19 protein-coding genes are annotated in these 21,569 nt (G+C 67.4%); 8 read left to right on the top strand and 11 right to left on the bottom strand.

Annotation, left to right across the window (positions count from 1 at the left end):
* Nucleotides 1–50: 50 nt before the first annotated feature.
* Nucleotides 51–1,430 carry a trigger factor gene (tig, locus tag RIA68_03605; GenBank protein MEQ8316520.1) on the bottom strand — a complete coding sequence of 460 codons (1,380 nt, stop codon included), beginning with the start codon at nt 1,428–1,430 and terminating at the stop codon, nt 51–53.
* Between the two features lie 435 nt (nt 1,431–1,865).
* Between tig and RIA68_03600 the strand changes: the two genes are divergently transcribed.
* Both RIA68_03600 and RIA68_03595 read left to right on the top strand, forming a co-directional pair.
* Nucleotides 1,866–2,855 carry a fasciclin domain-containing protein gene (locus tag RIA68_03600; GenBank protein MEQ8316519.1) on the top strand — a complete coding sequence of 330 codons (990 nt, stop codon included), beginning with the start codon at nt 1,866–1,868 and terminating at the stop codon, nt 2,853–2,855.
* 181 nt (nt 2,856–3,036) lie between these two features.
* Nucleotides 3,037–3,777 (top strand): fumarylacetoacetate hydrolase family protein, encoded by a 741-nt coding sequence (locus RIA68_03595; protein ID MEQ8316518.1) that lies wholly within the window; start codon nt 3,037–3,039, stop codon nt 3,775–3,777.
* A gap of 9 nt (nt 3,778–3,786) precedes the next feature.
* On the opposite strand, the gene RIA68_03590 is transcribed toward RIA68_03595, so the two are convergent.
* A complete protein-coding gene (locus tag RIA68_03590; protein MEQ8316517.1) occupies nt 3,787–6,087 on the bottom strand; it encodes a VCBS repeat-containing protein in 2,301 nt (766 codons plus the stop codon).
* 384 nt (nt 6,088–6,471) lie between these two features.
* Here RIA68_03590 and pheS point away from each other — a divergent pair, with 384 nt between their 5' ends.
* The 6 genes from pheS to atpG all read left to right on the top strand — a co-directional run bounded on the left by pheS (nt 6,472) and on the right by atpG (nt 12,541).
* Complete coding sequence (pheS, locus tag RIA68_03585) at nt 6,472–7,536, top strand: phenylalanine--tRNA ligase subunit alpha (GenBank protein MEQ8316516.1); 1,065 nt, start codon at nt 6,472–6,474, stop codon at nt 7,534–7,536.
* Nucleotides 7,536–8,072 carry a GNAT family N-acetyltransferase gene (locus tag RIA68_03580; GenBank protein MEQ8316515.1) on the top strand — a complete coding sequence of 179 codons (537 nt, stop codon included), beginning with the start codon at nt 7,536–7,538 and terminating at the stop codon, nt 8,070–8,072. The genes pheS and RIA68_03580 overlap by 1 nt, the downstream gene beginning before the upstream one ends.
* A 63-nt stretch (nt 8,073–8,135) precedes the next feature.
* Nucleotides 8,136–9,077 carry a glycerophosphodiester phosphodiesterase family protein gene (locus tag RIA68_03575; protein MEQ8316514.1) on the top strand — a complete coding sequence of 314 codons (942 nt, stop codon included), beginning with the start codon at nt 8,136–8,138 and terminating at the stop codon, nt 9,075–9,077.
* Between the two features lie 45 nt (nt 9,078–9,122).
* Nucleotides 9,123–10,274, top strand: a complete 1,152-nt coding sequence (locus RIA68_03570) for an AI-2E family transporter (protein ID MEQ8316513.1) — start codon at nt 9,123–9,125, stop codon at nt 10,272–10,274.
* A gap of 74 nt (nt 10,275–10,348) precedes the next feature.
* Entirely contained in the window at nt 10,349–10,954 is a 606-nt protein-coding gene (locus RIA68_03565) for a PH domain-containing protein (GenBank protein MEQ8316512.1), read from the top strand.
* A 705-nt stretch (nt 10,955–11,659) separates the two neighbouring features.
* The gene (gene atpG / locus RIA68_03560) at nt 11,660–12,541 is read left to right on the top strand and encodes an ATP synthase F1 subunit gamma (protein ID MEQ8316511.1); all 882 of its coding nucleotides are present in this window, start codon (nt 11,660–11,662) and stop codon (nt 12,539–12,541) included.
* 69 nt (nt 12,542–12,610) lie between these two features.
* Here the strand turns inward: atpG and RIA68_03555 are convergent, their stop codons facing one another.
* The 9 genes from RIA68_03555 to arfB form a co-directional block, all read right to left on the bottom strand.
* On the bottom strand, nt 12,611–13,171 hold the full coding sequence (locus tag RIA68_03555) for a hypothetical protein (protein ID MEQ8316510.1): 561 nt from the start codon (nt 13,169–13,171) through the stop codon (nt 12,611–12,613).
* On the bottom strand, nt 13,172–13,942 hold the full coding sequence (locus RIA68_03550) for an RsmD family RNA methyltransferase (GenBank protein MEQ8316509.1): 771 nt from the start codon (nt 13,940–13,942) through the stop codon (nt 13,172–13,174). It lies immediately after the preceding gene.
* 46 nt (nt 13,943–13,988) lie between these two features.
* The gene (locus RIA68_03545; protein MEQ8316508.1) at nt 13,989–15,353 is read right to left on the bottom strand and encodes a hemolysin family protein; all 1,365 of its coding nucleotides are present in this window, start codon (nt 15,351–15,353) and stop codon (nt 13,989–13,991) included.
* Nucleotides 15,350–15,922 carry an rRNA maturation RNase YbeY gene (gene ybeY, locus RIA68_03540; protein ID MEQ8316507.1) on the bottom strand — a complete coding sequence of 191 codons (573 nt, stop codon included), beginning with the start codon at nt 15,920–15,922 and terminating at the stop codon, nt 15,350–15,352. The genes RIA68_03545 and ybeY overlap by 4 nt, the downstream gene beginning before the upstream one ends.
* A 60-nt stretch (nt 15,923–15,982) precedes the next feature.
* Nucleotides 15,983–17,041 (bottom strand): hypothetical protein, encoded by a 1,059-nt coding sequence (locus RIA68_03535; GenBank protein ID MEQ8316506.1) that lies wholly within the window; start codon nt 17,039–17,041, stop codon nt 15,983–15,985.
* 125 nt (nt 17,042–17,166) lie between these two features.
* Nucleotides 17,167–19,476 carry an HDOD domain-containing protein gene (locus RIA68_03530; protein MEQ8316505.1) on the bottom strand — a complete coding sequence of 770 codons (2,310 nt, stop codon included), beginning with the start codon at nt 19,474–19,476 and terminating at the stop codon, nt 17,167–17,169.
* Between the two features lie 20 nt (nt 19,477–19,496).
* Nucleotides 19,497–20,111 (bottom strand): response regulator, encoded by a 615-nt coding sequence (locus tag RIA68_03525; GenBank protein MEQ8316504.1) that lies wholly within the window; start codon nt 20,109–20,111, stop codon nt 19,497–19,499.
* Nucleotides 20,112–20,263: 152 nt separating this feature from the next.
* Nucleotides 20,264–20,989, bottom strand: coding sequence for a tRNA (adenosine(37)-N6)-threonylcarbamoyltransferase complex dimerization subunit type 1 TsaB (gene tsaB, locus RIA68_03520; GenBank protein MEQ8316503.1), 726 nt, complete (start codon nt 20,987–20,989; stop codon nt 20,264–20,266).
* A gap of 14 nt (nt 20,990–21,003) precedes the next feature.
* Nucleotides 21,004–21,480, bottom strand: coding sequence for an alternative ribosome rescue aminoacyl-tRNA hydrolase ArfB (gene arfB, locus RIA68_03515; protein MEQ8316502.1), 477 nt, complete (start codon nt 21,478–21,480; stop codon nt 21,004–21,006).
* Nucleotides 21,481–21,569 lie beyond the last annotated feature (89 nt).

The raw sequence follows: 21,569 nt of genomic DNA, 5'->3' as shown, positions 1-21,569 counted from the left end.
TTCCTCCGGCCCGCCCCGCGGCGTTTGGTTCGTAGCAAGAGTGGGGTGGGTCAGGCAGTCGGCTCGACGCCCTCGCCCAGCTCGCCCTGGAGTTCCTCGGCCTTGACTTCCTTGACGGTCGACTTCTCGACGATCGCGTCAAGGGTCTTGTGCTCGCGGATCTGCAGGAAGATGCTCTGGATGCGGCCGCTCTGGACCAGCTCCTGGAAGAACTGCTCGGGGCGGGCGCCGCGCTCGAAGGCCATCTCGGCCACGCGCTGGCGGGCCTCGTTCTCGGAGACCTGCACGTCCATCTCCTCGGCCACGCGGTTGAGCACGAAGAAGAGCTTGAGGTTCTGGCGGGCCTCGGCGGCCGACGCGGCCCGGAGCTGGGCGACGTGGCTCTCGATCTCGGTCTCGTCCATGCCGCGGTACATGAGCTCCATGCGACGGCGCTCCATGGCGCGGCCGGCCTGCTGGGCCGTCATGCGCTCGGGCAGCTCGAACTCGGTGTTCTCCAGCAGGTGCTTGGCGACCTGTTGACGCAGGGCCGTGGTCTGCTGGATGCGCGACCGCTGCTCGAGACGCTCGCGGAGGCGGCTCTTGAGCTCGTCCTCGTTCTCGAGGCTGAACCGGCTGACCAGCTCGGCCCGATCGAGCGGGACGATCTTGTCGATGGCGGTGACCTCGAAGGTCACGGTCAGGTCCTTGCCGCGGAGGGCCTCGACCTCGTGCTGCTCGGGGCCCTTGGTCTTGATGGTGGCGGTGTCGCCGACCTTCGGCTGACCGAGCTGCTTGCCCAGGTCCTCAACGACGACGCCCAGGATCATGCCCTGCTTGCCGTCGGGCGGGCACTGGACGACGGCGCCCTCGATGTTGTAGTGCTCGGTGCCATCGGCATCGACCATCTTGGCGTTGCCGGTGAGGTAGTCGCCCTTCTCGCTGGCGTCGTGGCTCTCGAGCGTGCCCTCGTTGAGGCAGATCTTTGTGAGTTCCTCGTCGACGCGCTCGTCGCTGACTTCAAGGACCGGCTTCTTCAGCTCGAGCCCCTCGAGCTTGGGCAGGTCGAACTCGGGCTGAACCTCGACGTCCAGACCGAACTTCAACGGCTTGCCGGCTTCGAGTTCGATGTCCTTGAGCTGGGTGCCGAAGGGGTCGCCGATGACCTTCAGGCCGCTCTTCTCAACGGCCTGCTGGTAGGCCTCGGCAACGATCTGGTTGCGGGCCTCGCTCCTGATGTTGGAGCCGAAACGCTTCTCGACCAGCGCCTTGGGCACGCGGCCGCGGCGGAAGCCGGGCAATTCGGCCTCTTCGAGGATGGTGTCGACCGACGTGCGGAGCCGCTCATCGACCGTGTCCGCTGCGACCTCGATCTCCAGGCGCTTGCGGCTCGGGCCGCTGTCGGTGACGGTGTAGTCCTTCAAGATGTCCGCTTGTGCGGTATCGGCCATTGATCGAACTCCGGAGACCAGATTCGGGGCAGGTCGTGGTGGTGCGAGCGAGAATGCATGGGTGCGCGACCCTGCCGAAGCGGAGCGCGAAGGGCAGTATAGCGAGTCCCGGGATGGCCCGCGTTCGTGCTCGCGGGCCGGTTGGCGGACCTCCGTCGCCAAAATCACGAAAAAGTCGCCCCCAGACTTGCCCGCGTGGCCGTCGGTATCCCCGCGATCCGCAATGCGGAGAGTCCTGATGGCCGATCCGGTCAAATCGCCCCTGGCATCGCGTGAAGGCCGTTTGTGAGCACAAACCGGCTCGGGGTGCCGGCATTAGGGCTGCGACGGATGGTGGCAACACGGGGATCTGCGGTGTTGAGCATTCACCAAGGCAACGCCCGCGAGCGGGCACCGCCGCACAACGACGTTCCCCCCCGAAGGAGGACACCGATCATGACTCGCAAGACCACCGCCCTGACTATCGCCGCCGTCGCCGGCCTCGCCACCGCCGCCTTTGCCCTGGGCACCGCGCCCAGCGGCGCCAAGCAGGACTCCTGCCAGAGCGCCTGCGGCTACGAGAAGAACGAGACGCAGGCCGTCACCATGGTCTCCAACAACGCGTCGGACGACACCATCGTCGGCGTCGCGTCCGAGGCCGGGCAGTTCAAGACGCTCCTTGCCGCCGCCCAGGCTGCCGGCCTGGCCGATGCCCTGAGCAGCAGCGGCCCGCTGACCGTGTTCGCCCCGACCGACGAGGCCTTCGCCAAGCTGGGCGAGGGCACCATCAACGACCTGCTCAAGCCCGAGAACAAGCAGAAGCTCGTCAGCATCCTGACCTACCACGTCGTCAGCGGCGAGCTGCCGGCCAGCAAGGTGCTGAGCCGCAACGATGCGACCACGCTCAACGGCCAGCGGATCGACTTCTCGCAGAACGACCGGGGCGCCTTCGTCGACAACGCCCGCATCATCGCGACCGACGTCGACGCCAGCAACGGCGTGATCCACGTCATCGACAGCGTGATCATCCCCGAGACCAAGAACCTGGCGCAGGTCGCCACCGGCGATGGCCGCTTCACCATCCTCGCCAAGGCCATCGAGGCCGCCGGCCTGACGAGTGCGCTCACTGGCGATGACGCCCTGACCGTGTTCGCGCCGACCGATGAGGCGTTCCGCAAGCTGCCCCAGGGCACGCTCGAGGAGCTGCTCCGGCCGGAGAACCGCGAGACGCTGACCAAGATCCTGACCTACCACGTCGTGTCGGGCCGCGTGTACGCTCGCGACGCCGTGGGCGCCCAGCGGGCCGAGACGCTGCAGGGCGACACCGTCCGCGTGGGCATCGAGGACGGCCGCCTGACCATCGACGGCGCCAACGTGATCAACAGCGACATCGAGACGAGCAACGGCGTCATCCACGTCATCGACTCGGTGATCCTGCCTGGCTGATCGCGGCCTCGCCCGCTTCTCACCAAGTCGATTCAAACCCCCTCTCTCTCCTTGCTGTTTTGCCCGGCCGATCCAAGGCGTGCCGGGCGAGCAGCATCCCACTCCGACGCGTCCACCCCCCGGGTGCGTCGGAGCTTTCTTTTTGCTTACGCGGTCGGAAGATCCTGCGTAGGTACCGACGATGGAACTGGTCCGTGATGACGTCGGCGCGTCTGTCCTGACACCCGCGGGGTCGCTGCCCTTGCGTTGGATCGCTTGCATCGGCCGCAACTACGGCGAGCACGCCAGAGAGATGGCATCGGCGGCCGCGGCGACCAGCGCGAGCGGTAGTTCCGAGCACCCGACCGTCTTCGCGAAGAGTCCGGCGTCGATCATTCTGCATGATGACGAGATCGCATTACCTGCGTGTTGCGTCGACGAGGCGACCGGCGGCCCACAAGTCGACTACGAGGGCGAGCTAGCGGTCGTGATTGGCACGCCAGCGCGCGACGTGTCGGTCGACGAGGCGCTCGGCTACGTGCTGGGCTACTGCTGCGCGAACGACGTCTCGGCTCGCTGGTGGCAGAAGCACGGCGGCGGCGGCCAGTTCGTGCGCGGCAAGAGCTTCGACACGTTCTGCCCGCTCGGCCCGAGCCTCACGCCCGCGCAGGGCATCGACCCAACCAATCTCTCGCTCACCACGCGGCTGAACGGTGAGGTCGTGCAGCATGCCTCGACCCGCGACATGATCTACGCCGTGCCCGAGGTCGTCAGCCGCCTGAGCCAGGGCGCCACGCTGCCGGCTGGCACGGTCATCTTGACCGGCACCCCCAGCGGCGTCGGTGCCGCGCGTACGCCGCCGAGGTATCTCGGGCCGGGCGACGTGGTAAAGGTCGAGATCGAGGGGCTGGGCGTGCTGCGCAACGAGGTGGTTGGCGCGTGAGCCAGCTGGCTACGGGCAGCCGAGGCCAAACGCATTTTGGAACGCCAGGAAGTCGAAGATCGTGAACGCGCCGTCGCCGTCGAAGTCGGCGCGCGGGTCCATCAGGTCGAAGAGGTTGCCGAACGCCAGGAAGTCGAAGATGGTCAGCTCGCCGTCGCCGTCGAGGTCGGCCGGGCATGCGGCAACGGCACATCGATTGCGCAAGACGTAGATCTCACTGTCGCCAGATTGCGAGGAAATCAGATCCAGACGGCCATTGCCGGTGAGATCGGCCAGCGCGACCCAGTCGCCAAGCTGCGGCGCATACGCGATGCCCGTGCCGAAACCGTCGGCGGCCTGGAAGGCAACCGACGAGGGCCGGGCGACATCCAGCAGGCCATCGCCATCGACGTCGCCCGTGTCGAGCGATACACCCCGCAAACCGCTGAACTGACTCTCCAGCGGACCAAACGCGCCGTCACCCAGCCCGCGTAAGAAGCCCCAGCTGTTGCCCGCGAACACAGCTTCGACGATACCGTCGCCGTCAAGATCTACCAAGCGGGCATCGGAATACCGAGTGAACCGGACGTCGAGGCGCTGCTCGACCTGGAACCCGCCGGATCCGTCGTTGATCAGCAGGCTGGCGTCCTGCGAGATGGGATTGGTCACCAGGAGGTCCAACCAACCGTCACCGTCGGCGTCGCCCACCGCCAGCCCGGAAGGTCTTTGGCCCACGCCATACATGCTCCGAGGACCGAACCGCCCCGTGCCGGTGTTGAGCGCCACGGCGACCTGGTTGGTTGTCTCCAGCGTCGCGATGGCGTCCGGGAAGCCGTCGCCGTTGACGTCTTCCAGGGCCGCGCGCAATGGCCAGCCACTCAGCACGATGGTGCTGTCCTGGGCGAGCGTGCCGGCGCTGTTCTTCAGCATGGTGATCGTGCGCGTCTCGCGGCTGACCAGCGCTACATCCGCGTCGCCGTCGCCATCGATGTCCGCCACGGCCAGGTGCACGGGATCCGTGCCGGCCCGGAACACGACCGGCGGCAGGAGCGCGCCCGAGCCATCGTTGTGCATGACCAGGACGCCATCGACGGGGGCTTGCGTCGGCGCGAGCACGTCCACGTCGCCGTCGCCGTCGATGTCCGTGGCGTGGACGCTCCCAAGGCGATTGGCCGTGTCGTACAGCTCGAATGTGGTCCGGCCCGTTCGCAGCAGCTCGTTGGGCAGCACGGTCATGGAGGGCGTCGCCGCCACGGCGTCGAGCAGGCCATCCCCGTCGGTGTCGCCAAGGGCGACCAACGCATTTGGGCTCTGGCCCACGATGATGTCTGGCTCGAACGTGCCATCGCCCGCATTGACCAGCAGGCTCGTGCCCGGGGTGGAGAACGTGCCCGAATGGGACGCGACGATGTCCAGCAGCCCGTCGCCGTTGACGTCGCCGATGCCGATGTCGCTGATCAACCCGCCCGCACGCCAGGTCTCGATCGTGAAGACCGCATCACCGTCGTTGCGATAGAGCACCTGCTCGACGCTGGCGCCCGTAGCGATGCCATCCAGGTCGCCATCATTGTCAAGGTCGGCCAGCTCGAATCGGTTCGGAGAGCTTACCCCGGCCGCGCCGACGTCGCCGATGGCGAAGTTGGCCGCACCATCATTGAGCAGCGCGATGCGCTGATTGCGAAAATGCACGACAAGCAGGTCGGCGTCACCGTCGCCATCCAGGTCGCCGGCGGCCAGCTTGCTAGGCTCGTCACCCACGGCAAACGTGCGTTGCTCATCGAAGCCGCCAACGCCGTCGTTGAGGAACACGTACACCTCATCGCGGCTCGCTCCGGGCAACGCGGCGTCCAAGTCGCCGTCGCCGTCGAAGTCGGCAAGCGTCACATCGAACGTCGTGACGCCCGAACCGAAGAAAATCGGCTCGGCGAGCGAGCCATTGCCCTTGTTAAGCAAGACGCAGAACACCCCGCGGAAGCTCGCCGTGCTGGCCAGGTCGATGTCGCCATCGCCGTCCAGGTCGCCGCACGCCAGTCGGAACGCGCCGCTTACGCCGCTCCGCGTCAGGCCCGCCCCGAACCCGTGGGGGCCGTCGGCCGGGAAGACCGTGACCGCTTGAGAATCTCGAGCGGGCATGGCCGCGTCGAGTCGGCCATCGCCCGTAAAATCGGATAGAACGAGATCGGTCGCACCGAATGGACCCGGCGAGAGGCGGCCCGAGTAGGCATCTGCACCGCAGGCACCATCGCCCTGAGCCGAGCTGAACGGGGCGGTGAGGCCCAGGGCAACCAATACTGACAGCAGCGCGGTGCGGCGCACCTTCCAGCATCCCATCTCGATCTCCCTGACTCCGGCGCCGTGCCGTCGATCGAGGGCAAGATATAAAAAGCAATCCATCGTGTCAACGGAGAATCCCAGTACACACGGCCGGGTCACAGCGTCAGCGACTGCCGCCCGAGAACGCCCGCCGAGCCCGGTCCGATGGAGAAACCGCCCTGGCACCCCCGAGAAGAGTTCCCGGCGCGCCGGGAGCTCTTTCTAACGCGCCGGGAGCTCCTCCCGACGCACCGGGAGTTCCTCCTGACGCGCTCGGAGCTCCTCCGTGGACGCCCGGAGGTGCTCCGGGCACGTCCAGAGCTCCCCCGGGCTCGCCAACCGGCTCGCCACGAGTGGCTCCCGGCGGCCCGATGCGGGCGTATCCACCTACCCTGACCTCCCATGAGCGAGACGCCCCAGACCGCCATCGACTTCCTGGCCACCCTCGACGCCCTCCAGGCCGACGGGCTGGCTGAGCTCGAGAGCGTGGGCGATGCCGCGGCCCTTGAGGCCTGGCGGGTCGCGTTCCTGGGCTCCAAGGGCCGGCTCAAGGCCGCCATGGCGGGCATGAAGGACGTGCCGAAGGAGCAGAAGCCGGCGGCGGGGCAGAAGGCCAACGCGGTGAAGACGGCGCTCGAGGAGGCATTCGAGGGCCGCAAGGCGGCACTCTCGGGCGGTGGGGGCGCGAGCGGGGGGGCGATCGTCGATCTGACCGAGCCCGGGCTGCACACGGCCAGCGCGCTCGGGCGGCGGCACATCCTCATGCAGGTCCGCAGCGAGCTGGTCGAGGTGTGCGCGCGGCTGGGCTTCGCCGTCGCCAGCGGCCCCGAACTCGAGGACGACGAGCACAACTTCGTCAAGCTCAATATTCCGGCCGACCACCCGGCCCGCGACCCGATCGACAACTTCTACGTCGATGACCCGGCCAAGAGCGAGCGCCCGCGCATGCTCCGCAGCCAGACGTCCACGGTGCAGATCCGCACGATGGAACGGGCCGTGAAGGAAGGCTGGGGCCCGCCGCTCAAGGTCATCAGCCCCGGCCGCGTGTACCGCCCCGACACCGTCGACGCGACGCACTCGTTCATGTTCCACCAGCTCGAGGGCCTGTACGTCGACGAGGGCGTGTCGATGGTCGACCTCAAGACGACGCTGCTCCAGTTCGCCGAGGCGTACTTCGGGAAGGGCGCGCAGATCCGCCTGCGGCCCAGCTTCTTCCCCTTCACCGAGCCCAGCGCCGAGTTCGACATGATGATTGCGCTCAGGCCCGGCGACGAGCCCAAGTGGATCGAGCTGGGCGGCTGCGGCATGGTCGATCCGAACGTGCTCGAGGCCTGCGGCATCGACCCCGAGCGCTGGAGCGGCTTCGCCTGGGGCTTCGGCATCGAGCGGCTGGCGATGGGCAAGTACGGCATCCCCGACATCCGCATGCTGTTCGAGAACGACCTGCGATTCCTCAAACAGTTCTGATGGCGCCCGAGAGCGATGGCATCGAGGTCTGCCGGCTCGGACCCGAGCACACCGAGGCGTACGTCAAGGTCCGCCAGCGCATGCTCCATGAAGAGCCGTGGTCCTTCGGTTCGACCCCGGCGGAGGACCTTGATCTGGCACGCCAGCAGACGCGCGAGCTGCTGGCCGACGACGGCTGGGCGTACGTCGGCGCCATCGATGGCGACGCCATCGTTTCGACGGCCCGGCTCTTTCGAACGACCCGACCGAAGCAGGCCCACGCGGCGTCGATCGTGAGCGTGTGGACGGACCCGGCGTACCGCGGCCGCGGGCTCGGCAGGCGCGTCCTGCTCGCGATCATCGACGTTGCGCGCGGCTGGCCCGGCGTCGAATTGATCGAACTGAGCGTCAGCGAACCGAGCCAGGCGGCCCGCCGGCTGTACGAGTCGCTGGGCTTTATGACCTGGGGCGTGCAGCCCGACGCAATGCGCGTCCATGGCCACTCCGCCAGCGAGCGGTACATGCAGCTCGTGCTCGGCGAACGCGGTCGGCCTTGAACCGACGTGTCAAGATGTGGTGAAGGCGGCCAGCGGAACGCGTGTGCGTTCTATGCTGCCAGCATGCGTTGCCCGACTTGCATCCTGATTGCCGTTCTCTCCTTCGCATCCACGGGTCTTGCACCGGCCGCCGACGACCGCCCCCTCGTCCTCGCCCACCGCGGTGCCTCTGGCCACCTGCCCGAGCACACGCTGGCGGCGTACACGCTCGCATGGTCGATGGGTGCGGATTATCTCGAGCCCGACGTCGTGCTGACGAAGGACGGCGTTGCGATCTGCGCGCACGACGTGAACATGGAGCGCGTGACAGACGTGGCCGAGCGATTCCCCGGTCGGGCGCGTGAGGACGGAAGGTGGTACTGGATCGACTTCACGCTCGAAGAAGTACGCACGCTGCGGGTGACGTACGCGGGAGCGGGTGGCGAGGTCGGTGGGGCGGTGCCGACGTTCGAGGAGTTCCTGCGGCTGGTCGACCGGCTGAACGCGATCGGCGGCGAGGATGGGCGGACCCCGGTCGGCGTGATCCCCGAGCCCAAGCGGCCCGAATTCCATCGCAATCACGGCCACAGCGTCGAGCTGCGAGTATTGGCGACGCTCGTTGAGAACGGATACGAGGCCGAGGACGATCCGGCCATCATCCAGTGCTTCGATCTCGACGCGCTCGAGCGCCTCGAACAGGTTGGCTGCTTGGTCCGGCTCGTCTGGCTGCTGGGGGAGGAACCGAGCGACGCCGACCTCGAGCGCGCCGCCGGGTTCTGCCACGGGCTGGGCCCCAGTCGCAAGCTGCTCGAAGACGAAGACACGGGCGAGCCTCTGCCCTTGCTCGCTCAATCGCGTGAATTCGGGCTCATGTTGTATCCGTACACGTTCAAGGACGAGCCGCGGGCGATGGCCCGTTTCTTCCACGAATACGGGGTCGCGGGGCTGTTTACCGACTTCCCGGGCGCTGGCCGGCGAGCCGCCGACGGTGCGATCCAACCAGACCGGAGTCGACCGGGCGAGTGATGCGTTTCCTATCCTGCGCTCGACCCCACCTGGAGCGCCGAAGCGGTGACGCACGACGAGATCGACAGCACGCACGAGCGTGAGCAGGACGGGCCAGCCGAACGGACCGAGGCCAGCCCCGACATCACCAAGCTCGGCAAGCTCTTGGCCGGGCCGATGGACGTGCGTTCGTTCATGCTCACGGGCCTGTTCGTGCTCGCACTGCTGGCGGCGATCTATGCGGCGCGGCCCATCCTGGTGCCCATGGTGCTGGCGATCCTGCTCGCCGTCATGCTTGGGCACGCGGTGCGGTGGCTCAAGCACCGTTTGCGCGTACCTTCGGCCTTGGGCGCGGCGATCGTGCTGTCGACGCTCGTGGGCGTGGCCGGCCTGGGGACGTACTACCTCAGCACGCCTGCCACGAACTGGCTGCAGGACATGCCCGGCGAGATGCGCCAGATGGAGCGGAAGTTTCGCGGACTGAAGGAACGCGTCGAGGGCCTGCGCGAGGCGAGCGAGCAGGTCGAGGCCATCGCCAAAGACAACGGCAGCGAGGACGCGGTCGACGTCCGCGTCCGCAAGGCCACGATCACCCCGTTCCTGCTCGGCCAGACCTGGTACATCGGCGCCAACGCCTTCCTGACGCTCGGGCTCTTGTACTTCCTGCTAGCCGCCGACGACCTGTTTTTGGTCAAGCTCGTGCGCGTCATCCCGAAGTTTGCCAACAAGAAGCTGGCCGTCGAGGTGGTACACCAGGTGCAGAGCGACGTGGCGATGTACTTCCTGACCATCACGCTGATCAACGCCGGGCTGGGCGTGGCGATCGGGACGGCCATGTGGCTGCTGGGCGTGCCCAATCCGATGCTGTGGGGCATCGCGGCGGCGGTCCTGAATTTCATTCCTTTCGGCGGGGCGATCATCGGCGTGCTGGCGGTGGCGATCGTCGCGGCGGCCAACTTCGAGAGCGTGGGCTACATCCTGCTGGTGCCGGCGGTGTACTACACGCTGACGACCATCGAGGGCAGCTTCGTCACGCCGATGATCTTGGGCAAGCGGCTCGTGCTCAACCCGGTGGTCATCTTCGTCTCGCTCATCGTCTGGGGCTGGATGTGGGGCATCCCGGGCATCTTCCTGGCCGTGCCGATCATGTCGGCCATCAAGATCACCTGCGACAACATCGAGCCGCTGCGGGTGGTCGGCGAGTTCCTCGGCCGATAGCCCGCCCGAGGCGTGCGCCCAGCGAGCCCTACACTGCGGGAAGGCACGAAGTCACTGCCCGCAGGGGGATCGCGATGGACGAACGCAAGCCCGAGGAACCGCGGATCGAGGCACCCAAGCCCGACTCGCCCAGACCCGACTCGCCTAAGTCCGAGACGCGTGAGCGGGTCGATCGCGCCGCCGCCGCCGGCCTGCCCAGCGAGTTCGGCCCCGAGGTCCGCGTGCTGAAGCTGCGGCCGGCGATGTTCCGGGCCCGGCCCTTCTCGTTCATCGGCCTGGTGCTGGTCATGACGGCGGCCGGCGTGCTGGCGCTCTATGCCGCCGTACGCAAGGAGCCGCTGTGGCCGGGCGACACGTTCTGGCTGATCATCTGCTTGCTGGTCTTCGTAGCGGCGGCCATCACGATGTTCGTGTGGTACCTGCTCAAGCTCAGCGCGTCGCTGGAGATCACGACGAAACGCACGACCGAGAGCCACGGCCTGTTCAGCCGGGCGACCAGCGAGGTCTTGCACGACAACATCCGAAACATCGCCGTCAAGCAGAGCTTCATCGACCGCGTCTTCAACGTCGGCAAGCTCGAGATCTCCAGCAGCGGCCAGTCCGGAGTTGAGATCACGATGAAGGACGTCAAGGACCCGCACGGGGTGCGAGAGAAGATCGACAAGTATCGGGAGCTGTAGCGTTCGCTACGGCCGGCGTAGAACGTGTTCTGAAAAGCCAGGAGGCCGAGGATCGGTAGCACGCCGTCACCGTCCGGGTCGGCCCGGCACGTCGTCTTGCGTGCGTTCCCGACGTTGACCTTCGCTGGCCCGCTCAGGCGGATCGTGAACGCTTGGCCCGAGTGGGGGTGCCCGACCTGTGGCTTGAACGCCAGCACCGAGACGAGCGAGTCGCCCTCCGGAGGCGAGAGCCTGTCTTCGTCGATCCCACCACCGTGTCGCCGGCAGTCAGCCCTACCTTGCAGGTACCGACGAAGCCGGGCCCGTAGACCACGTCCACCATCAGCACGTGCTCCCCGTCCGGCGGGATAGTGGCGGTGAGGGTCTGCTCAAAGATGCCGCTATTAGTGGAGCCAATCTGGTTGCCGTGCGGCGCGGTGTGGTCAAGGGACACGACCGTCGGAACGAAGCCGCCGACGCAGCCCGAAGGCCCGCCGCTTGAGCCGTCGGGCTCGTCCACCAGGAAGCTTGCGGGGGATCGGGCGGGCACTCCGGAGCCGGGGTTGGCGACGGAGATCGACTGGGCGACGGCGCTCGAGGTGCACACGCCGACGGTGGCGAATTCGGACGTAGGCACGCGGCACCGAAAATCGGGGCTTGTACGGGCATCTTCGGGTCCCCTCTGCAGGCCCTGGGCCAGCCCCGATCCGCCTATACTCGCCGCCTATGGCCAAGACCCGTGAGATCAAGAAGCGCATCAAGGCGGTCAAGAACATCCAGCGGATCACCCGCACGATGCAGATGATCGCCACGAGCAAGTTCGCCAAGAGCCAGAGCCGGGCCGAGGCGACCAAGCCCTATACCGAGGGCATCTTCGAGCTCGTCCAGGAACTGGCCGCCACCGCGGGCAACGTCAGCCACCCGCTCATCGAGGGCCCCGAGGGCGGCTTCAAGGACGACGCCCGCCCGCTCACCCTGGTCATCACCAGCGACCGCGGCCTCTGCGGCCCCTACAACGGCTCGGTCCTCCGCACGGCCATCAAGCAGCTACGAGCCGACGGCGCCACGAGCACCGGCCGCGTTGAGGTGGTCGGCAAGAAGGGCGTGGCCTTCATGAAGTTCAACGGGGTCGATGTCTACCGCCACCACACCCAGTTCGGCGACCGCCCCGAGTTCGAGGACGTCCAGGAACTCGCCCAGCATTACATCGAGCTCTTCGAGGCCGGCCGCATCACGGGCGTGAATCTCGTCTACATGCGGTACCAGTCCGTCGCCCGCCAGAGCCCGGCGGTCGTGCAGCTCCTGCCGCTCAAGCCCCCGGCCGTCGAGAAGCAGGAAGAGGGCTTCTCGGCCCAGTACGAGTTCAGCCCCGACGCCGAGGGCCTGCTGGCCGAGCTGCTGCCCGAGACGGTGAAGACCACGCTGTTCCAGGCGTTCAACGACGCCGTGGTCAGCGAGAACATCGCCCGCATGGTGGCGATGAAGGCCGCCACCGACAACGCCGGCAAGATGGGCAAGGCCCTGAAGCGCAAGTTCAACCGCGCCCGCCAGGCCCAGATCACGACCGAACTCAACGAGATCGTGTCGGGCGCCGCGGCGCTGGGCTGATCGCTCGAGCTCGATCGGATCCAACGAGCCCACGTCGCAAGACGTGGGTTCTTCGTGCGCCGCGTGGGCTTACACGCTCCAGCTTATCGCGCGCTTCACGGGGCCGATGGCCTCCACGAGCTGGGCTTCGAGTTCTCGCATGGCGTTGGTCTCGAAGATGCGTTTGCGGTACTCGTCCCAGTTCTTTGGGCAGCTATAGCCGAAGAGGCTGAGCGAGAATCGTGCGAGATGCCTCTTCGTTGGGTCTGGTCCACGGTCTGGCAAGGGTAGATCATCGATGAGATGCCAGCCGAGCGTGACGCTGGGGGCTGATGGATAGAAGCCATCGGCGATCTCGTCGGGAATGTCTCGCGCGATGTGTTCGTGGAGATCCCAAGATTCATGGTGACCGCCTAGTTCCACGCGCATCGTTCCGATGCCGCGTTGCATGGCACACACTTCGTCAATCGTCCAAGTATGGAAGTCATCAGGCTTGCGCTCGTGCTCGCCTTCAGTGAATGGCAGCTTGGAACGAACGACAATCCAGGCAGAAGTTGATCCGGTGATACTTGCAACTGCTTGAAGTCGATGCTTGAGCGAGCTTCGACCTCCGAAAGTCTGGTAGAAATCGATCGATCCGCACACACCCACTCATGCCTCCCTCTGATACCAATGCACCGCCGTCGTCCCATATTCGTGGGTCTCCGGTCCGACCGCCCCCTCGATCTCCAGCGGGCCATCGATGAACTTCGGGCCATCGTCGCCGTCTTCGATCACCTCGCCCGCGGCGATAGCTTCGAACATCGCCTCGATCTCGTCGATGTCCTGGGTGTCGAGCGAGCCGTCGTCGAGGTTCAGTGACACGACCTCTTCCTTCTCGGGCCTGCGCTTGCCGCGGCGGGGCTCGGGCTCGGGGGCTTCGCTCTCGGGCAGCTGCAGGAAGGGCCAGGGCGTGCGGAGCAGGAGGTAGCCGTCGTCGCTGAGCTTCTGCACGAGCTTGCCGGCCTGGGCGAGCACGCGGCGCCAGCCCTGCGGGTCGCGGGCCAGGGGGTAGGGCGGGTCCATCATGACGATGGTGACGGGGCTCGGGCACCGCGCGAGTGCCAGCGGCCCGAGCGCATCGCCCTCGACGACCTCGCACGTCGTCGTCGCTTCCAGCGTGGCGATGTTCGTTCGCAGGATCTCGCGGATCTTGCGGTCACGTTCGACGAACACCACCCGTTCGGCACCGCGACTGATGGCCTCGAGGCCGAACGAACCCGTGCCCGCGAAGGCGTCCATGACGGTGGGGCCCTCGGCCATGTGCCCCTGCAGCATGTTGAAGATCGATTCGCGGACGCGGTCGGGCAGGGGCCGCGTGGTCTTGCTGTCGGGCGGGCCCTTCAGGATCGTCCGCTTGTACTGCCCGCCGATGATGCGCATGGCCGAGCAAAGCGCGACCGGGCGGCGGAGTCAAGTAGGGACCGGTTCAGGCCTGGTCGGCGTCGGGCTGGGTCGGCTCGTCCTGCGCGATCGCGGCGGGCACGCCCACCAGTTCGAGCTTCACACGCCGTACGCGCGTCTGCTCGGCGCTGGTCACGATGAGCCGCACCTCGCCCTCGACCCATGCGTCGCCGATGTCGGGGATGCGGCCCAGCCGCGTCGACACGAAGCCGCCAACGGTGTCGTAATCATCTTCTTCGGGCAACACGACGTTGAGCGGCCGGAGCGCGTCGTTCGCATCGTCGATGTGCATCTGCGCGTCGATCTCGGCGGTCCGCCGCTGCGCATCGATCTTGACCTCGGGATCGTCCTCGGGCGCATCCTCGTACTCGTCGTGGATCTCGCCGAAGACTTCCTCGACGATGTCCTCGATCGTGACCAGGCCCGCGGTGCCGCCGTACTCGTCGGCGACCATCGCGATGTGCACGCGGCTCTGGATCATCTCGCGGAGCAGCTCGCGAACCGTCTTCGTCTCTGGGATGAACAGGGCCGTGCGGAGGATGTCCTGCAGGTTGAAGCGCTCGGCGTGCCCGTTGCCCGGCTCGGCCAGCCACTTCAGCAGGTCCTTGGCGTACAGGAAGCCGGCGATGGTGTCGAGGTTGTCGCGGTAGACCGGTATGCGGCTGTGGTGGCTGTCGCGGACGTATCGCTTCACTTCGGCCAGGTCGTCGGTGTACTCGAGGGCTTCGATAGCCGTACGCGGCGTCATGATCTCATCGACGCTCGTCGAACGGAACTCGACGACCGCCTCGATCATGTCGCGCTCGGTCTCGTCGACGCCTCCGAACCGCTCGGCCTGCTCGACCGCGCTCAGGATTTCCGCCTCGGCGGTGTCGTCGCTATCGGCCCCGGCCAGTCGCCGGACGACCTCGTCGCAGAATAAGTACGCCCCGGCAAATGGCTTGAGCGGGATCATCAGGCCGCGGATGATCGGAGCCGTGGCGCGGAGCGTCGGGCCCCAGGCGTGTCGGGCGATGGCCGCGGGCAGCGCCATGTTGGTGACCCAGAGCACCGGCGACGCGATGGCGATGCCCAGCACGAGCGAGACCCAGCCAACCTCGACGCCGTTGCCCGAGTCGGGTTGCTTGAGCAGCATCGCGATGTGCAGGACGACCGCGACCGGAACCAGCAAGCTGAAGGCGATGCGTGGCAGGGCGATGGCGCCGGCCGAGACGTCGGCCCGATCGAGGATCGAGCGGATCTGCGCCCGTTTCGCATCATCGACGATGCCACGCAGCCAGTCCTCGCCAGCCACGCGGTGGGCGTGCCGAAGCGTCTGATGCAGGACGGCGAAGACGCAACCAACGACGGCGGCTGCCACCGCGATCCAGAACCATACCATGGCGCTCATGCGGAGCTCCCTCCGCGGGCGGGCGAGAAGGTGGCGCCCACGCCGACGGCCTCCAGCAACTCGTCCTCGAGCGTGTGCATGCGCTGGAACGACGCTTCGTCGTGGTCGTCGTGGCCCAGGCAGTGCAAGAGGCCGTGCACGACGTACAGGAGCAGCTCCCGTTCGAAGGCGTGGCCGTGCTCCGCGGCCCGGCGTGTGGCCTCGTCGAGGCACACCATGAGGTCGGCATCGACCGGTGCGCCGCGTGCAGCGCTGCCATCGGCCAGATCGAAGGTCAGCACGTCGGTGGTGGTGGGGTCGCCCAGGTGCCGATCGTGGGCGGCGGCCATCTCGGCGTCGCCGACGATCCGGACGCGAAGCTCGCCCTCCAGGTCGAGCCGCTCGCCGATGCGCGATGCGTGGTCGGCAAGCCAGGCTCGCTTCGAGTGGTCGAGGTCGCTTGCGGCTTCGCGGCTCGCAGTCACGTCGACGGACAGGCCCCGGGCCCGTTCAGGGGGCTCTTCGGCGGGACTCGCCGGCTCCGGGTCGTCGTTGCTCGCGGGAGATTCGTGGTCGAGATGGACGTGCATGTCCGGGGCGGTCCTCCAGCCACAAGTTTACCGCCGTTGGCGCGCCGGCGGAGCCTTCGTTCAGGCGGCCATCGGCGGCTCGTCGCTCTGGCCTTCGTTCTCTTCCCATTGGTCCATGGGAATGTGGCGGTGGTGCACCCGGATGATCCGGGCGAGCTGCTGGGCCAGGATGTCGCCGATCACGCCCAGGCGGCGGAGCGTCGCGGCATCGAACGGATCCCGATCATCGCGGAACAACGCCACGGCCGCGAGCAACTCGCCTTCGTGCTCGGCGGCGAAGGTCACGGCCTCGCAGCCGGTCAGCCAGGCCGCGTGCTCGCCCATGAGTTCGTCGAGCGCGTCGTCCCCGCGGTGCACGCGGAGCGCCGGGTCGTTCTCGATGGCCGGGGCCACCGAAGCGGCAACGTGGTCGAGCAGCATGTCGACGCAGTCCTTGGGGCAGTCGTAGTTCACGTAGGCGCCGAGCGTGAAGTCCTCGCCGGCGGTGGGTAGGAACACCGCCGCGTTGGTCGGGCCGATCTTGTGCAGCACGTACTCCAGCGTCGTCCGCAGCAGGCTCTCGACGTCGAGCTCGAGCCGGGCGAGCACGCCGAACTCTGCGCGGACGGTAACCAGGTCGGTGTCGGTCACGTCGTTTGCCTCGGTCTGCGTCGGGGTCAGCGTCAATGGCTTGGGTGTCGAGCCGCCGCGACGAGGGGCGCGTTCGACCATCACGCCGATGCGCCGTGCGAGTTCGCGCTTGGGCGCATCGAGCACGAGCAGGTCGGCCATGCCCAGCCGCATTGCCTCGGCCGCGTCGTCGATCGTCGGGGTAAACGCAGCGAGCGCCATGCGGAAGACGCCCTCGAACTCCTGGGCCAGCGAGCGCCAGCGGACGCCGTCGTCATCGGCCGCGACGAGCACGAGGTCGGGGCGAGCAGCGAAGAGGTCGTCGGCCTCGTCGAAGGTGACGACGACGGGCGCGACACCGAGCGCTGCTCTGGCCTGTGAAGCCAGAAGCCGAGCCACGTCACGCTGGTCGGCAACGACGGCGACGCGGCCTGGGCGGTCCGAGGCCCGGGTGCTCGGCGGCGTTTCCCGGGACGGATCATTGAAGGGGTCTGGGGCGGCATGGGCCATGAAGGGGCTCTCCGTGCAATCTCGCATCGCCGGCGGGCCCCTCCTGTGGGCCCGCTCGCTTGGTCCAGCCCTCTTGATCGACCGCATCGAAAGGCCAATCCAGTCGGATCGTCGCGAGAGCGACGTTAGCCGACGACCTCGGGATGCTGGCTCGTGCCGAAGTCTCTGTTGGGAATGGAGTTAGATGGCATCGAAGATGGCAACGAGAGCGTCGCAACGGCGCCGAGATCGCGACCGTTGGCAATGGTCAATGTGCCGTTCATCAGTTCGGCCAGCCGCCTGGCACGCGCTAGCCCGAGGCCTGGCTGTCGCCCGGCGGGCTTGTCGGAGAAGAACGGATCGAACGCGTGCCGTAGGGCTCGCTCGCTCAATCCCGGGCCGCGATCGGCGACCTCGAAGACGAGGCACTCGTCGAGCGGATCAATGCGTACGCAGAGCGTAGCGGGAGCGCCCGTTTCGGCGGCATTCACGAGCAATTCGGTAAGGATGCGTTGAACCAGTCCCTCGTCGAGCATCGCCTGCTTCGGCGCGCCGGCGGCATCGATGGATAGGTCAAGGCCCGAGCCCATGCGGTCGCGAACGCTCCGTGCCACCGTCCGAGTCAGGCCCTGGACGTCGGCCGGCTTGGCGATCGGCTTGGGCGGATCGGCGAACATGTGCAGCGCGCTAATGAGTTCTGACAGCAGCTGAGACGCGCCGACGATGGCACCGGCAGCACTGCGGATCGACTCGTCGCCGGCCGAGTCGTGGAGCAGCTGGGCCCGGCCGCTGATAACGGTGAGCGGGTTGTTCATCTCGTGGGCTGCGCCGGCCGCGAGTTCACCCAGCCTGGCCATCGCCTGCGCCTCGCTGAGACGATCCTGAGCGGCACTGAGCGCTCGGTTGGCCTCGGCGAGTCGCTCGCCCAGCCGTCGAGCCGATTCGTGCCGCGCCGCTGCAGCGACGGACGACGCCCAGACGTCGATGAGCGCCCGGTGCTGCTCGTCCGCCTCGATGCCGTCGTGCAGGAGCGCAATCGCGGGCGCGTCGTTGATGCGTCCGGGCGTCAGCGGGAGCACGCGGATGGCGTCGGCCGCACCCAGGCGCCCGGCGAGCGAACCACCGAGCCATGATTCGAGCGGCGTCAGCGACAACGGCGCGTCGAGGGAACGCCCGATCTCGATCAGCGCCTGGGTCACGCGGTCGGCCCCGGCGGGCTCGGTCAGCGAAGCCGCACGGGACGTCTCGCCGCGCGAAGACAGCCAATCGAGCCGCCATGGATCGGCGGGGCTGCGCTTGATCAGCACCGCGAGTCGGGTGGCCCCGAACGCTTCAGAGGCCGATCGGCCGGCCGCCGCGACGGTGCTCGTGAGTCCCTTGCCGCCGGGCTGGTCGGCCAGGAATCCCGAGATTGCCCGGAGCGATCGATCGCAGCGTCCCGCGAGGTCGGCCTGCTTCTCGAGCCGCCCGTTGGCACGTCCGAGCCAGGCGTTGGCCTGCGAGATCGATTCGAGCAGGAGCCCGGGGCTGTGCGGTCCATCGAGTCCCAGGTCGGCGCACCTCGCTGCGACGGCCTCGTGGAGTCCGGCCCCGATGCGTTCGAGCTTGGCGCGCTCGAGCCCATAGATCGAGGCGATCGAGTCGAGCTGCGGCACCGAGTCGAACTCGCCGCTCCACCCGACGTGCAGCGCGCGGGAAAGCCGGTGGGCCGCGCCGACGATGCCGACGAGCGACCGGTTGCGTAGCTCACCCATCGCCTCGGGCGGATGCCCATAGAGCCACATGGAGTCCTGGATCTCGAGGGGCAGGTTCCAGTGCTCGGCCAGCCGCTTGCCGGCCGTGTGGTGGTTGATCCCGATGACGCGGTTGGCAGCGTCCGACGCCGCGAGCCCGCGCTCTTCGGCCAGGCGCATGATCTTGCCGTACGTGCGCGGCAGCACGAGATCGAGGGCGAGCTTGCCCACGTCGTGCAGGAGGCCGCCGACGAATGCCTCATCGGGAGAGACACCGAGCTTGGGGTGCGTGCGGGCGATCTCGTCGGCCGCGCTCGCCGAGGCAACGCAATGCCGCCAGAACGCGTTGTGCCGGAACGTCTCGGCCTCGGGCCGTTCCTCGAGTTGGCCGGCGTAGGCAGACATGGCGTCGTACACGGCCACGCTCAGGATCGCCGCCCGGATCGCTTCGAAGCCCAGCATGACGACGGCACGCTCGACCGTGGTGACGCGATCGCCCAGACCGAGTTCGGCGCGCTGGCACATCGAGAGCACGCGCCCGGTCAGGGACGGATCGCTCTGGATCACGCGGACCACGTCCGTCAGGTCGGCATCGGCGGCGCTGCCAAGCCGCAGCACACGCTGCGCGATGGGCGAGAGCGTCGGGAGCTGCTCGATCTGCTGGAGCACCAGCTCGACCTGCTGAGAACGTTCGTCTGGGTCGGGGCGTGCGGGTTTGGTCATGACGCAGCTCGCGGAAACGTTCACGAGCTCGCAGGTGCAAGCGAGAGCAGCCGCGAGATCTCGTCGAGCAGCGTCGACACGGTGAACGGCTTCTTCAGGAAGCCGTTGCCGCCTGCGCGAAGGAGCCGGTCGATGCGATCCTTCTCGATGACGCCCGAGACGAAGAGCACCTTCGTATTCTGCAGATCGGGGTTCTCTCGGATGCGCTCGCATACGACGTCGCCGTTGATGTCGGGCAGCATGTAATCGAGCACGATCAAATGCGGTCGGAAGCGCTCGGTCAGCAGCCCCGCGTCGTACCCGTTCGAGGCAGTCTCGAGCTCGAACCTCGTATCGCGGCGAAGCATCTCGTGGAGCAGGTCCACGATCTGCGGATCGTCATCGACGATGAGAACTCGACGGCGCGAACCCTCGAGCGCGTCCGTGGGAATGCCGTTCTCTCGCATGAAGCGCAGCAGCTCGTCACGCGGAATCCGCCGGAACTTCGAGCCCGGCACGCGGAAGCCGTGCAGCCGGCCGTTGTCGAAGCAACGGATGATGGTCTGCTGGCTGACGCGGCAGACCGAAGCGGCCTCGCCGGTGGTGAAGACCTTCTTCTCGGTCCAGTCGGGCTGTTGTTGATCTTGAGAAGCCACGCTGTATCTCCCGTCCGCACACATCACCGGACGGATTGGCTATCGGCGCACACTTTGCCCAACTTCACACCGGGCGGGCAACAATCTGCGCCCAGATCTAAGAATCCGCAATGTAGGCCAACAAATCACGCCCGAAAACCACTTCCGCGGCGTTATCTTTCGTCCCCGGGCGCCTTCCCATAACGTTCGCGCCACTGCGTGACCGCGTCGGGCTCGCGTGGATAAAGCGGTCGGAGCAACTCGGTGGCCACGGTGCGGCCGGCGTGCCGACTGGCCAGGAGGCCCTCGGCCGTCAGGCGAAGCGGAACGCTTTCGACGCCGAGCTTCGCGGCGATTTCGAGCATCGGATCTGGGAGATGGCCCTCAAACAACAGGCGATCGCCTGGGAGAAGCAACCGCTCGAACGCGGCCACGTCGATCGATCGATTCGGACCCGGGGCCGATGTGCTCTGGGGATCGAACCTCGTGACGAAGGCGGAATCCCGCTTCGAAGCCATGGCGACCACGAGCGGACCTTTGAAGCCGCTATCTTGCAAAGCGGTCTCAACGACGACGCGTGCCGTCTCGACGGCACGGACCCGCGCGCCGGCTACCTCGGCCAAGACCGCAGCGCCGACGCAAGCCAGCCGGGTCGCGGTGAACCCGCCCGGCCCGATCGAGACCAGGACCTCGTCGAGGTCGGCGGGCTCGACGGCGGCGGTGTCAAAGAGCCCGGCGATCGAAGGCAGGAGGACGTCGTCGTGGCGGCCCGAGGCATGCAGCGCCCGAGTCGCCAGCACGCGGCACGGAGCGGTCGGGGCGTCTCCTTCTGCCCTCGCGAGCAACACGCCGGGCGTGGGCACGTTCGGATTGGTGGCTTCGATGGCGAGAATGAGCACGAAGCGAGGATAGATCAGCCCTCGCGGTCGGGCCCGCCGCGTCGCCGCTTGCGTTCAGCGTTCTGTCGTTTCGCTTCGAGCCGCCGCTCATTCGAGCGTCGAGACGGCCGGGTCGGGATGCGTCGCTTGGGCTCGATCATCGCCTCGCGGCACAGGTCTTTGAGCCGCTCGAGGCAATCCTCCTGATTCCGGCGCGCCGAGCGGGTCTTCTCGCTGGTGAGGATGAGGGTGCCGTCGGCGGTCATCCGCTCGCCGGCCAGTTCCCGCAGACGCTTGCGTGCCCGAACGGGCATCCGGATGTCCAGCAGCCCAACGCGGAGCTCGGCCCGCGTGTGGCGCCGGTTGACGTTCTGCCCTCCGGGACCCGAGGACGGGCTTTGGCGGAACCGCAAGGCCGAGCCGGGTACGGTCGCCCCGGGGGCAAGCACCACGACCTCTCCGACCGGGCCGTCGTCGTCGTGCGCGGGTTGTGGGGGTTCGGTCGATGTCATGAGCAGGAAGCGCCGGCTGGCATCACAGATGCATGGTACCCTGCGGCTCGGGCGCGCCCGATCGCCCGCACCGCACGAGCGTGCGGTCA

Source organism: Phycisphaerales bacterium, assembly GCA_040217175.1.
Lineage (GTDB): Bacteria > Planctomycetota > Phycisphaerae > Phycisphaerales > UBA1924 > JAHCJI01.
This window is presented reverse-complemented; position numbering and strand designations above follow the sequence as displayed.